Annotated in this window: 9 protein-coding genes; all 9 read right to left on the bottom strand. The window is 61.2% G+C overall.

Features of this window, described 5'->3' with window-relative positions; genetic code table 11:
• Positions 1 to 196: 196 nt before the first annotated feature.
• Positions 197 to 1,615: an FAD-dependent oxidoreductase gene (locus HX790_RS14735; RefSeq protein WP_003187920.1), complete on the bottom strand. Its 1,419-nt coding sequence runs from the start codon at positions 1,613 to 1,615 to the stop codon at positions 197 to 199.
• 32 nt (positions 1,616 to 1,647) lie between these two features.
• Positions 1,648 to 6,093, bottom strand: a complete 4,446-nt coding sequence (gene gltB / locus HX790_RS14730) for a glutamate synthase large subunit (RefSeq protein ID WP_169986593.1) — start codon at positions 6,091 to 6,093, stop codon at positions 1,648 to 1,650.
• A gap of 354 nt (positions 6,094 to 6,447) precedes the next feature.
• Positions 6,448 to 8,016, bottom strand: a complete 1,569-nt coding sequence (locus HX790_RS14725; protein ID WP_017138565.1) for an AAA family ATPase — start codon at positions 8,014 to 8,016, stop codon at positions 6,448 to 6,450.
• Between the two features lie 10 nt (positions 8,017 to 8,026).
• Positions 8,027 to 9,127 (bottom strand): 3-dehydroquinate synthase, encoded by a 1,101-nt coding sequence (gene aroB / locus HX790_RS14720; protein WP_017138566.1) that lies wholly within the window; start codon positions 9,125 to 9,127, stop codon positions 8,027 to 8,029.
• A gap of 123 nt (positions 9,128 to 9,250) precedes the next feature.
• Positions 9,251 to 9,769, bottom strand: a complete 519-nt coding sequence (gene aroK, locus HX790_RS14715) for a shikimate kinase AroK (protein ID WP_017138567.1) — start codon at positions 9,767 to 9,769, stop codon at positions 9,251 to 9,253.
• 4 nt (positions 9,770 to 9,773) lie between these two features.
• Entirely contained in the window at positions 9,774 to 11,102 is a 1,329-nt protein-coding gene (locus HX790_RS14710; RefSeq protein ID WP_176991784.1) for a type IV pilus secretin PilQ, read from the bottom strand.
• Positions 11,103 to 11,171: 69 nt separating this feature from the next.
• Positions 11,172 to 12,173, bottom strand: coding sequence for a pilus assembly protein PilP (locus HX790_RS14705; protein ID WP_176991729.1), 1,002 nt, complete (start codon positions 12,171 to 12,173; stop codon positions 11,172 to 11,174).
• Complete coding sequence (locus HX790_RS14700) at positions 12,170 to 12,721, bottom strand: PilN domain-containing protein (protein ID WP_017138570.1); 552 nt, start codon at positions 12,719 to 12,721, stop codon at positions 12,170 to 12,172. The genes HX790_RS14705 and HX790_RS14700 overlap by 4 nt, the downstream gene beginning before the upstream one ends.
• Positions 12,718 to 13,374, bottom strand: coding sequence for a type IV pilus biogenesis protein PilM (pilM, locus tag HX790_RS14695; RefSeq protein ID WP_099548046.1), 657 nt, complete (start codon positions 13,372 to 13,374; stop codon positions 12,718 to 12,720). The genes HX790_RS14700 and pilM overlap by 4 nt, the downstream gene beginning before the upstream one ends.
• Positions 13,375 to 13,430: the final 56 nt, after the last annotated feature.

Below are 13,430 nucleotides of genomic sequence, written 5' to 3'. Positions count from 1 at the left end.
GACGCAAAAGGCACGGAGTGAGCCGTGCCTTTTGTCTATCGGGTCAATTTGTCGCGGTGTCTTGCGGTATGACAGACACCACCAAACCCTATCTGGAATGGGGTTTGTGTGGGAGCTGGCTTGCCTGCGATGGCGGTGGTGAATTCACTATCGCTATCGCAGGCAAGCCAGCTCCCACCGTTGACCGTGTTTCAACTCAAACTTGCAGGTAATCCAGGATGCCTTCGGCGGCGTTGCGGCCTTCGAAGATCGCGGTCACTACCAGGTCAGAGCCGCGCACCATATCGCCACCGGCGAAGATTTTCGGGTTGCTGGTCTGGTGCTTGTACTGGCCTTGTTCCGGGGCTACCACGCGGCCCTGGCTGTCGGTCTGGATTTCGAACTGCTCGAACCACGGCGCCGGGCTTGGACGGAAACCGAAGGCGATAACCACGGCATCAGCCGGGATGATTTCTTCGGAACCCGGGATCGGCTCGGGGCTGCGACGGCCACGGGCGTCCGGCTCGCCGAGACGCGTCTCGACCACCTTCACACCTTCAACACGGTCTTCACCGACGATGGCGATCGGCTGGCGGTTGTAGAGGAACTTCACGCCTTCTTCCTTGGCGTTCTTCACCTCTTTGCGCGAACCGGGCATGTTGGCTTCGTCACGACGATAAGCACAGGTCACCGACTTGGCGCCCTGGCGGATCGAGGTGCGGTTGCAGTCCATCGCGGTGTCACCACCGCCCAGTACCACGACCTTCTTGCCTTTCATGTCTACGAAATCTTCCGGCGACTTTTCAAAGCCCAGGTTGCGGTTGACGTTGGCGATCAGGAAGTCGAGCGCGTCATACACGCCCGGCAGGTCCTCACCGGCAAAGCCGCCCTTCATGTAGGTGTAGGTGCCCATGCCCATGAACACGGCGTCGTATTCGGCGAGCAGTTGCTCCATGGTGATGTCTTTGCCGATTTCGGTATTGAGACGGAACTCGATACCCATGCCGGTGAAGACTTCACGACGGTGGCTCAGCACGGTTTTTTCCAGCTTGAACTCGGGAATACCAAAGGTCAGCAGGCCGCCGATTTCCGGGTTCTTGTCGAACACCACCGGGGTCACGCCACCACGCACCAGTACGTCGGCGCAGCCCAGGCCCGCCGGGCCTGCACCGATGATCGCAACGCGCTTGCCGGTCGGCTTGACCTTGGACATGTCCGGGCGCCAACCCATGGCGAACGCGGTGTCGGTGATGTACTTCTCCACCGAACCGATGGTCACCGCGCCGAAGCCGTCGTTAAGGGTGCATGCGCCCTCGCACAGACGGTCCTGGGGACAAACCCTGCCGCAGACTTCCGGCAGGGTGTTGGTCTGGTGCGACAGCTCGGCGGCAGCGAGGATGTTGCCCTCGGCCACCAGCTTGAGCCAGTTGGGAATGAAGTTGTGCACCGGGCACTTCCATTCGCAATACGGGTTACCGCAACCCAGGCAGCGGTGGGCCTGGTCGGCCGAGTGCTGGGGTTTGAAGGGTTCGTAGATTTCCACGAACTCTTTCTTGCGTTGACGCAACAGTTTCTTCTTCGGATCTTTGCGCCCGACATCGATGAACTGGAAGTCGTTATTCAGACGTTCAGCCATGTTAAAACCTCATCAAACTCTTCAGGCGCATATCACTGCGGGTTGGCACGGATGCTGGAAAGCAACGATTTCAGGTTGGCAGCCTTGGGCTTGACCAGCCAGAAACGACGCAGGTAATCATCGAGGTTTTCGGCGAGGTTACGGCCCCATTCGCTGCCGGTCTCCTCGACGTACTCGTCCAGCACGTGCTGCAAGTGGTTCCGGTAGGACTCCATGGCTTCGCCGCTGATCCGCTGGATCTCGACCAACTCGTGGTTGACCTTGTCGACGAAGGTGTTGTCCTGGTCAAGCACGTAGGCGAAACCGCCGGTCATGCCCGAGCCGAAGTTGTAACCGGTCTTGCCCAGTACCGCGACAAAGCCACCGGTCATGTACTCGCAGCAGTGATCGCCAGTGCCTTCCACCACGGTGTGGGCACCGGAGTTACGCACGGCGAAACGCTCACCGGCAGTACCGGCAGCGAACAGCTTGCCACCGGTGGCACCGTACAAGCAGGTGTTGCCGATGATGGCACTGTCCTGAGTCTTGTAGATGCTGCCTTTAGGCGGAACGATCACCAGCTTGCCGCCGGTCATGCCCTTGCCCACGTAGTCGTTGGCGTCACCTTCGAGGTACATGTGCAGGCCGCCGGCGTTCCACACGCCAAAGCTCTGGCCGGCAGTGCCGTTGAAGCGGAAGGTGATCGGCGCTTTCGCCATGCCTTGGTTGCCGTGCTTGCGCGCGATTTCGCCGGAGATGCGTGCGCCGATCGAGCGGTCGCAGTTGCAGATATCCAGGGCAAAGTCGCCACCGCTGGCGTCATTGATCGAGGAACTGGCCATTTCGACCATCTTCTCGGCCAGCAGGCCTTTGTCGAACGGCGGGTTGCGGTCCACCTGGCAGAATTGCGGCTTGTCTGCCGGGATGTGATCGCTGCCCAACAGCGGCGTCAGGTCCAGATGGTTCTGCTTGGCGGTCTGGCCTTCGAGGATGTCGAGCAGGTCGGTACGGCCGATCAGCTCTTCCAGCGAACGCACGCCCAGCTTGGCCAGCCACTCACGGGTTTCTTCGGCGACGTAGGTGAAGAAGTTCACCACCATGTCGACGGTGCCGATGTAGTGATCCTTGCGCAGCTTCTCGTTCTGAGTGGCGACGCCGGTGGCGCAGTTGTTCAGGTGGCAGATGCGCAGGTATTTGCAGCCCAGGGCGATCATTGGCGCAGTACCGAAGCCGAAGCTTTCGGCGCCGAGGATCGCGGCCTTGATCACGTCGAGGCCGGTCTTCAGGCCGCCATCGGTCTGCACCCGCACCTTGCCGCGCAGGTCGTTGCCGCGCAGGGTCTGGTGGGTTTCAGCCAGGCCGAGCTCCCACGGTGCGCCAGCGTACTTGATGGAAGTCAGCGGCGAAGCGCCGGTGCCGCCGTCATAGCCGGAGATGGTGATCAGGTCGGCATAGGCCTTGGCCACACCGGCGGCGATAGTGCCCACGCCAGCTTCTGCCACGAGCTTCACCGAGACCAGCGCCTGCGGGTTGACTTGTTTCAAGTCGAAAATCAGCTGCGACAAGTCTTCAATCGAATAGATGTCGTGGTGCGGCGGCGGCGAAATCAGGGTGACGCCGGGCACTGCGTAACGCAGCTTGGCGATCAAACCGTTGACCTTGCCACCAGGCAGTTGGCCGCCTTCGCCGGGCTTGGCGCCCTGGGCGACTTTGATCTGCAGCACTTCGGCGTTAACCAGGTATTCCGGCGTTACACCGAAACGACCCGTCGCCACTTGCTTGATTTTCGAGCTCTTGATGGTGCCGTAGCGCGCCGGGTCTTCGCCGCCTTCGCCGGAGTTGGAACGCGCACCCAGGCGGTTCATGGCTTCGGCCAGGGCTTCGTGAGCCTCGGGCGACAAGGCGCCCAAAGAGATACCGGCGGAGTCGAAGCGCTTGAGGATCGATTCCAATGGCTCGATTTCACTGATGGCCAGCGGCGTGTCCAGGGTTTTCACCTTGAACAGGTCACGGATCATCGACACCGGGCGGTTATCCACCAGCGCGGTGTATTCCTTGAACTTGGCGTAGTCGCCCTGCTGCACGGCGGCTTGCAGGGTGTTGACCACATCCGGGTTGTACGCGTGGTATTCGCCACCGTGCACGAACTTGAGCAGGCCGCCTTGCTGGATCGGCTTGCGCGCGCTCCAGGCTTCGGCTGCCAGGGCTTTCTGTTCGGCTTCGATGTCGACGAAACGTGCGCCCTTGATACGGCTTGGCACACCCCGGAAGCTCAGCTCGCAAACCTCTTCGGACAGGCCGATGGCTTCGAACAGCTGTGCGCCACGGTACGAGGTGACGGTGGAGATGCCCATCTTCGACAGGATCTTCAACAAGCCCTTGGTGATGCCCTTACGGTAGTTCTTGAACACCTCATAGAGGTCGCCCAGCACTTCACCGGTACGGATCAAATCACCCAGCACTTCGTAGGCCAGGAACGGGTAAACCGCCGAGGCGCCGAAACCGATCAGCACTGCGAAGTGATGCGGGTCGCGGGCAGTAGCCGTTTCCACGAGGATGTTGGAGTCGCAACGCAGGCCTTTTTCGGTCAGGCGGTGGTGCACCGCGCCGGTGGCCAAGGAGGCGTGGATCGGCAGCTTGCCTGGCGCGATGTGACGGTCGGTCAGCACGATCTGGGTACGACCGGCACGCACAGCCTCTTCGGCCTGATCGGCGACGTTGCGCACAGCGGCTTCAAGGCCGAGGCTCTCGTCGTAGTTCAGGTCGATGATCTGGCGGTCGAAACCTGGACGCTCCAGGGTCATCAACGAGCGCCATTTGGCCGGGGAAATGACCGGCGAGCTGAGGATCACACGGGAGGCGTGCTCAGGCGATTCCTGGAAGATGTTGCGCTCGGCACCGAGGCACACTTCCAGCGACATCACGATGGCTTCACGCAGCGGGTCGATCGGCGGGTTGGTCACCTGGGCGAACTGCTGGCGGAAATAGTCGTACGGCGTACGCACGCGCTGGGACAGCACGGCCATTGGCGTGTCATCGCCCATGGAGCCGACCGCCTCATAGCCTTGCTCACCGAGCGGGCGCAGCACTTGGTCGCGCTCTTCGAACGTGACCTGGTACATCTTCATGTACTGCTTGAGCTGGTCGACGTCATAGAAAGCCGAACCGTGGTCGTTGTCTTCCATGGTCGCCTGGATGCGCAGGGCGTTCTTGCGCAGCCATTGCTTGTACGGGTGACGCGACTTCAAGCGGTTGTCGATGGCGTCGGTGTCGAGGATCTGCCCGGTCTCGGTGTCCACGGCCAGGATCTGGCCCGGGCCTACACGGCCTTTGGCGATCACGTCTTCAGGCTTGTAGTCCCACACGCCGATTTCCGACGCCAGGGTGATAAAACCGTTGGTGGTAGTCACCCAACGCGCCGGGCGCAGGCCGTTACGGTCGAGCAGGCACACCGCGTAGCGGCCGTCGGTCATCACCACGCCGGCCGGGCCGTCCCACGGCTCCATGTGCATCGAGTTGTACTCGTAGAACGCACGCAGGTCCGGGTCCATGGTCTCGACGTTCTGCCACGCAGGCGGAATGATCATGCGCACGCCACGGAACAGGTCAATGCCGCCGGTGACCATCAGTTCGAGCATGTTGTCCATGCTGGAGGAGTCGGAACCCACGCGGTTAACCAGCGGGCCGAGCTCTTCGAGGTCCATCAAATCGTTGGCGAACTTGGTGCGACGGGCCACGGCCCAGTTGCGGTTGCCAGTGATGGTGTTGATCTCGCCGTTGTGGGCGAGAAAGCGGAATGGCTGAGCCAGCGGCCATTTTGGCAGGGTGTTGGTGGAGAAGCGCTGGTGGAACACGCAGATTGCGGTTTGCAGGCGCTCGTCGCTCAGGTCTGGATAGAAGGCGGTCAAATCCGCCGGCATCATCAGGCCTTTATAAATGATGGTCTTGTGCGAAAAGCTGCAGATGTAGTGGTCGGTGTCGGCGGCGTTGGACACCGATGAACGACGACGCGAGGTAAACAGCTTGATCGCCATGTCCTGATCGCTGAGGCCATCGCCTGCGATGAACACTTGTTCGATCTGCGGCAGGCGCTCCAGGGCCAGGCGGCCGAGCACGCTGGTGTCGATCGGCACTTTGCGCCAGCCCACCAGTTGCAGGCCAGCAGCCAGGATCTCGCGGTTCATGTTCTCGCGAGCGGCTTCGGCTTTTACCGGGTCCTGGTTGAAAAACACCATGCCCACGGCGTACTGCTTGGGCAGGTCGACAGCAAATTGCTCTTTTGCGACAGCGCGCAGGAACTGGTCGGGCTTTTGAATCAGCAAACCGCAACCGTCACCGGTCTTGCCGTCGGCGTTGATCCCACCGCGGTGGGTCATGCAGGTCAGGGCCTCGATGGCCGTTTGCAAAAGGGTATGACTGGGCTCGCCCTGCATGTGGGCTATCAGGCCGAAACCGCAGTTATCCTTGAATTCATCGGGTTGGTACAGACCTGCTTTCATAGACACTTTCTCACCAGGCTGCCTCTTATATCGAGGCAAATTTCTTTTCAATTCAACCGGTTACCTTCCACGCCGAACGTACGCCGGCTTAGCGGGGGCAAAAGGGAGGTCATTGTACACACCGACACGAACGCTCACAAATTTAGCGACGAAATGTCGCAAATCTATGTCGCATTTATGAAAGGTTTAAAGCGATATGCTGTGCTAGTCAAAACTTTTTTAATTCTGACCGCTACGACTCAAAAGCTACTGTGACGCAGACACCGCAGGGCGCGCGGCCTTGAGGGCAGCACGCACTTGCGGTTTTAATTTTGAGGTGCCGGGAGAGGCGGCCTGGGTAAGGCCGCCGAATCTTCAGCGACTTGTTGCGAGTTCTTGTTGAACGCTGGCAACAGTGCGAGGCCAAGGTTTACCAGCCTGAACCTTCGCTGGCAAGGCTTTGATAGCGGAATCAGCTGCTGCACGGCTTGGGAAGCTGCCGTAGGTGATCACGTAGAGAGGCTTGCCGTTGAGCACTTTCTTGAAATAACGGTACTGGCCGCCCTGCTCTTTCACAAACGCCTGGGCGTTGGCTTCGGAGCTGGTGCCCAGGATCTGCACGACGAAATTACCGGTTGGCTGGCTGGTGTACCAGCTGCTGCCGGCGGCGGCAGGGGCAGCGGCCTTGGCAACAGCGGCAGGTTTTTCAGCAGGCTTGGCGGCCGGTGCCGGCTTGGCCACTGGCGCAGGCGCGACAGGCTTGGCAACCGGGGCAGGCTTGGCAGTGGCAACGGTCGGCGCTGGCGTCGGCTTGGCAACTGGAGCGGCTGCCGGGCCAGCCGGAACGCCGGCAGGCGGTGCGGTGGTGGTTACGGTTGGCGGCGTGGCGCTGGAGCCTTCCACCGGCACACCGTCGTCACCTTCGGAGATACCACCGGCGGCTTCAGCGAGCGGGCCGCGCATGACTGGCTGGCCGACCATCGGCAGGTTGGTCGGTTGGCCGGAGTTGGCGAATTCGACATTTGGCGTGGGCTTGCCCAGCGGCAACTGCGCCTGTTCGGTTGGCGCGCCGGCGGTGGCGGGTGCCTTGCTGCGACCCGGGATCAACCAGGCAGCAGCGACAGCGACCACGACCACGGCAGAAATCGCCAATACGTGCTTCTTAGGCATAGTAAACCCCATCTTTGGACGCTTAACCGCAGAGCGGCTGGCAATCATGGCTTCGATCAAGGCATCGCGGGCAACCTGGTTGATGGTGCCAGGCCAGCCGCCTGCGCTTTCGTGAATATCAGAGATCTGATTTGCCGTGAAAAGTTCGATACCGGCACCGGCGCCTTCGAGGCGTTGAGCCAGGTATTCGCGGGTTTCTTCCTCTTCGTACGGCTGCAATTCGATGACGTGAAACAGCTCCTGCTCACCGCTGATCTGCTCCAGATCGGCGATCAAGGACGACTCACCAAACAGGAACACATGCGGGCGCCCTTCCGGCGTACCCGCCGCCAGCGCCAGCAGCGCTTCCAGGGCGGATTCGTCGAGCTGCTCGGCATCGTCCACCAGCAAGTAGACTTCCTGGCCGGTGAGGCCCAACTGCACAACCTGCTTGAGGATCGCGTTCGGCTCGGCATTGGCAACGTTCAGCGCCTGGGCAACCTGGCGCAGTACGCCGGCTGCATCACCGGCACCACGGGCCGATACCACCACGCTCTGTACCGATTGCTTGTTGGTGCTGGCAACCAGCGCCTGGCGCAGCAGGGTCTTGCCACTGCCCAACGGGCCGGTCACAACCAGCAACAGTTGGCTGTAGCGCGCCAGGTGGTGCAACTGACCGAGCACCGGCTTGCGCTGGGCAGGGAAAAATTTGAAGCCAGGCACCCGTGGAGCAAAAGGGTCGTGGCTTAACTGGTAGTGGCCGAGGAACGCCTCGTCGGCATGCAAACTAGTCATCGGGATCTTATTAACCTTTAAGCTGGGCCAGGGCGCGGTAATCCGCTCCCAGCGTGGCCTGTAAAATCTCTTTCGGATAATCGTCGGTCACTACCGCTTCGCCCATGTGGCGCAGCAGCACCAGTCGCAGGCGACCGTCGATCACTTTCTTGTCGATTGCCATATGTTCGAGGAAATCCGCCTCGGTCATCTCTTCCGGCGGAATAACCGGCAAGCCGGCGCGCTGGAACAGATGGATGCCGCGATCACGCTCCTGGGCGCTGATCCAGCCCAGGCGTTGCGACATTTCCAGTGCCATTACTGTGCCAGCCGCCACGGCTTCCCCGTGCAACCACACACCATAGCCCATGTGCGTTTCGATCGCATGGCCGAAGGTGTGGCCCAGGTTCAGGGTGGCGCGCACACCGGACTCCCGTTCGTCGGCATTCACCACCAGCGCCTTGGCGGCGCATGAACGGGAAATCGCTTCGGTCAGTGCCACCTGGTCCAGGGCACGCAGGGCGTCCATGTGTTCTTCGAGCCAGGTCAGGAACGGCTCGTCACAAATCAGCCCGTACTTGATGACCTCTGCCAGACCGGCCGACAGCTCGCGCGGCGGCAAGGTGTTGAGGGTCGCGGTGTCAATCAGCACGGCTTGTGGTTGGTAGAACGCACCCACCATGTTCTTGCCCAGCGGGTGGTTGATGCCGGTCTTGCCGCCCACCGACGAATCGACCTGGGACAACAAGGTGGTCGGCACCTGGATAAAGTCCACGCCGCGCTGGTAGCAAGCTGCGGCAAAGCCGGCCATGTCGCCGATCACGCCGCCGCCCAGGGCGACCACCGTGGTACGTCGGTCATGCCGTGCAGTCAGCAGGCCGTCAAAGATCAGTTGCAGGGTTTCCCAGTTCTTGTGGGCCTCGCCATCGGGCAGGATCACCGAAATCACCGAGTAGGCCGCAAGGCTGCGGCTCAGACGCTCAAGATACAGCGGCGCGACCGTTTCATTGGAGATGATCGCCACTTGCCGACCGGCAATATGCGGTGCGAGCAACTCGGGCAGGTCCAACAAACCTTCGCCAATATGGATTGGGTAGCTGCGCTCGCCTAGATCGACCTTAAGTGTCTGCATGTGTCCCCGCGTGAAGAAATATGTACGATCGGCAACGCTCGGATTTTCGTCGCCTGATGGCTCTGCGCCATACTCCGGAGGAGGATGGCGCGCCGCCGAGAATAGCGCATTTCGGGCCTGGCTTTAACGGGGTGGCAACTGCTGCAAACGCTCAAGAATGTCGAGGACCACCATTCGAGGCGGCCGCTCATCGGTTTCGACCACCAGATCGGCGATTTCCCGATACAGCGGATCACGCAGCGTGAGCAGGTCCCGCAAGGTTTTTGCCGGGTCTGCGGTACGCAGCAATGGGCGGTTGCGATCGCGCGCGGTACGCCCCACCTGCTGCTCGACCGATGCATGCAAATAAACCACGCGACCACCGGCATGCAGCGCCCGGCGGTTTTCATCGCGCATCACTGCACCGCCGCCGGTGGCCAATACCACGCCATCGCAGCCGCACAGCTCGGCAATCATCGCCTGCTCGCGGTCGCGAAAGCCCAGTTCGCCTTCCTTATCGAAGATCCATGGGATATTGGCACCCGTGCGCAATTCAATTTCCTTGTCGGAATCTTTGAACGGCAGGCGCAGCTCTTTGGCCAGCAAACGGCCGATGGTGCTTTTTCCAGCCCCCATCGGTCCTACAAGAATCAAATTTCGCACAGAATCAACGACTCACAGCAATCGCCTGGTTATTCATAATACGCGGAGTCAGGAATACCAGCAGCTCGGATTTTTTCTCCGCCAGCACATCGCGCCGGAAAAGGCGGCCAAGATACGGCACATCGCCCAAAAATGGCACTTTATCTACCACTTTGCTTTGCGTATTGGAGAAAACCCCGCCAATGACGATGGTCTCGCCATCCTTGACCCGCACCTTGGCGTTGACCTCGTTTTTCTTGATCGGCGGTACGTCGTTGAGCTTGTTCAGGTAGTCCGGCTCGTCCTTGGTGACCTTGACCTCCATAATCACCCAGCCATCCGGGGTGATTTGCGGGGTCACCTCCAACGACAGCGAGGCCTCCTTGAACGACACTGAGGTGGCGCCACGCGAGCTGGACTCCTGGTAAGGAATCTCGGTGCCCTTGAGGATGCGCGCGGTCTCCTTGTCGGACGTGACCACCTTGGGCTGTGAGACGATTTCGCCGTTGCCGGTTTTTTCCATGGCCGTCAGTTCCAAGTCGAGCAACAGGTTGTCGGTAATAAAAGCGATGCCCAAGCCAGACGTACCGGCCAGCGAGCCCATATCGACAAACGGCGAGCTGGGCGGATTCTCCGGTGGCTCCGCACCCTCGGCCAACGGCTTGCTGATACCGCCCGCGCCCCAGTTGCCGCGATTGAGCCGCCCGCCCCAGCGCACGCCCAGGCTTTTGTCGTAATCGACATTAGCCTCGACAATCCGCGCCTCGATCATCACTTGGCGTACCGGTACATCCAGCTGCGCCACGATGCGCCGCAGCTCGTCAATTTGCTCGCGGGTCTGGTAGGCGATGATGTTATTGGTGCGATCATCCACCGCCACCGAGCCGCGCTCATCGGTAAAGCCGTCAACGCCTGTCACCGACTGGAACAACTTGGCCAGGTCCGCCGCCTTGGCGTAATTGACCTGCAACAGCTCGCGCCGCAAGGGCGCCAGCTCTTCCATCTGCTTGCGCGACTCCAGCGCCAGCAGCTCGCGGGCCGCCAATTCTTCGGCGGGTGCCACCAGCAAAACGCCGGCCTTCACGCGCTTATCCAAGCCTTTGATTTGCAGCACCAGATCCAGCGCCTGGTCCCAGGGCACATCCTTGAGCCGCAAAGTGATCGAGCCTTGCACTTCATCACTGGCCACCAGATTAAGCCCGGCCACATCCGCAATTTGCTGCAACACGGCACGCAATTCGATGTTCTGGAAGTTGAGGGTCAGCGTGTCGCCGTTGTAGGCGCCACTGGGAACCACGCTGCCAGGAGGCGGCAGCTGGATCAGATCGACGCGATTGGGCACAGCAAATGCCATCGGTGCCGTGAACGCTATCCATAGCGCCACACCGAAGGACGAGAAAGTCCTTTTCATTGTTTGATTCCGTTATGAGTTGACGTTTAAAACCAGGGTTCGCGAACGCGCAAGCCATGCGCCCTGTTCGTCCGGGAACAGTTCGACCAGTTCGATGTGGCCGGAATGAATGGCCGTGACCCGGCCATGGTTAGGCCCCAGGTAGTCGCCGACCGCCAGCCGGTGCACGCCAGAAGATGTGCGCAGCAGGGCGAATGTCTGCAGGCCATGGGGCAGCGCTTCGACCGACACTGCATCGATTGAAAGCGTGCCGACCATTTCGAACTGGTCGACAGCCAGGCCTTCCAGTGGGCCGCGCTTGCGCGCCAAGTCCGGCGCAAGAGCGGGTTGGCCCGGCATATGGTCGACCTGCGCCGCAGGCGGCTGGAACGGGTCACGCTGGGACGCTGCGTCGAAGACCAAGTGCGCCCTCTGCTCGACAGCCATTCCAGGCTTGCCGCGCGCGGACAGGCCACGGTAAGTCTTGGCCAGCAAATCAAGGCGCAATACCGCCCCTTCAGACCGAAGCACCACATCCTGCACAGTGACGATCCGCGGCAAATCACCCAGGGCAGTCACGAAGCTCGCCAGGTCGTGGTAGGCACCCAACACACCGACTTGTGCCGGCTCCTCGATGTAGTACGGCTGCGTCTGTTCATCCAGTACCGTGACACCTTCGACCACCAAACCGTTGGCCGCCGCCAGCCGCGCCATGTCTTCGAGCAAGCCCGGCATGTCCGATTCGCCGGGCAACTGCCGCAACAGCTCGGCAACCTGCGCCTGGGCTCCCTGGGCCTGATGGGCACGCACCTCAAGATCGGCGGCCAGGCTGGTCTTTTGCGTAAGTTGCTGTTGCAACATCAGCGTCTGCGCTTGCAACCCTTGCAACTGTTCACGTGCCGGAGCCAGCAGCCATCCATCGCCCACCACCCACACCAATCCCCCCAGCGCGCAGCCGAGCAGAAGCTTGGCCGGTAGGGGCCATTTGGCAGCGTTGTGAGAAAGCGTGGAAAAGTCGAGCCTGGGCAGGCTCAAGGCTGGGCCTCGGTGGATTCCCCTTGGCGCACCATCAACTGGAATTCGTTGCCGCCGCCTTGGCCTTGCGCACGCACGTGCTGCAGCCGGGTTGCGTGGGCACCTTCAGAGGCCTCGAGGCGGCGCATCAGTTGAGCGATATCCTGGCTGGACTCGGCACTGCCACTGACACTCACCGTATTGCCCTTGGCAACCACCTCATGCAGGTGCACCCCATCGGGCACGGCACGGGCGAGTTGGTCCAATAGCTGGGCGCCGGCCGAGCGAGATTCGTGCAGGTCCTGTACGACCTTCATTCGCGCGGCCAATTGCTGGCTCTGCTCCTGCAAGTCATCGATGGTCTTGAGGCGCGAGTCCTGGATGGCGACGTCTTTGTTGAGGTGGCTGTTGCGTGTCACTTGCCGGTCGATCGCCTGATCGATGACCTGGTTCGCCAGCCACACCGCCGCGAGTGCCACACCGGCGAACCCCAGCAGAAATATCAGGAAGTATTTGCGCCGCCGTTCTGCCTGCGCCTGGCGCCAGGGCAAAAGATTGATTCGTGTCATCCAGCGAAACTCCTCAGGGCCAGCCCGCAAGCAATTCCCATCCCGTGGGCATCCACGGCCCATTGTGCGCCATCGACTCGATGGCCCGGCATGAAGCTGGCGAAATCCTGACGGCAAGCGCGCTCCAATGCAAACCCTTCGACGTCCACCACCCGCGCAACCAGCCCGGCCAGGGCCAAAACCGCTGCGCGGGCCTCGACCTGCTCCTTCAGGCACGCAGCCAGCACCACCTCGACCCGCGCCGAGTCCTGAGCTAAGGGGCCGCGCACCTGAAAATCGATGGCGACGTCATCCAGTGGGTAAGGGATGTACTGGTCGGCTTCCATCTGGATCATCCAGGCCATCTCTTCGTCACTGAGCCCCGCCTCCATGTCGATCACCCGCGTGATGACCGATGGCCCCGATACCGCCACCGCCGCCTGCCGGACGGACGAGTGCAACCGGGACAATGCCTGCTGCAGTGCCTGCCCCACCCCTTCAAGGTCCAACAACGTGCCATCGACGACCGCATTGGCGGGCAGCCCCTGCGCGACGTATGCCTTGACGCTGTAGGCGCCGGCGGTGTGGTCCAGTTCAATCAGCTTGATTCCGGTGTCATTGATGTCGACGCCCAGCAGGGTGTCGGCTTTGCGCCTGAAAAATCCCTTTCTCATAAAACTCCCTAAAACTTTGCCTGTCATACCGCCTGATTGCCGCTGGGAATCGTGCA

It is taken from the genome of Pseudomonas sp. IPO3747, from assembly GCF_013385245.1.
GTDB lineage: Bacteria > Pseudomonadota > Gammaproteobacteria > Pseudomonadales > Pseudomonadaceae > Aquipseudomonas > Aquipseudomonas edaphica.
This window is presented reverse-complemented; position numbering and strand designations above follow the sequence as displayed.

Bases quoted from the DNA above. Each gene is read 5' to 3' on its own strand.
- HX790_RS14735 (WP_003187920.1), bottom strand. From the start codon at position 1,615: ATGGCTGAACGTCTGAATAACGACTTCCAGTTCATCGATGTCGGGCGC.
- gltB (WP_169986593.1), bottom strand. From the start codon at position 6,093: ATGAAAGCAGGTCTGTACCAACCCGATGAATTCAAGGATAACTGCGGT.
- HX790_RS14725 (WP_017138565.1), bottom strand. From the start codon at position 8,016: ATGACTAGTTTGCATGCCGACGAGGCGTTCCTCGGCCACTACCAGTTA.
- aroB (WP_017138566.1), bottom strand. From the start codon at position 9,127: ATGCAGACACTTAAGGTCGATCTAGGCGAGCGCAGCTACCCAATCCAT.
- HX790_RS14710 (WP_176991784.1), bottom strand. From the start codon at position 11,102: ATGGCATTTGCTGTGCCCAATCGCGTCGATCTGATCCAGCTGCCGCCT.
- HX790_RS14700 (WP_017138570.1), bottom strand. From the start codon at position 12,721: ATGACACGAATCAATCTTTTGCCCTGGCGCCAGGCGCAGGCAGAACGG.
- pilM (WP_099548046.1), bottom strand. From the start codon at position 13,374: ATGAGAAAGGGATTTTTCAGGCGCAAAGCCGACACCCTGCTGGGCGTC.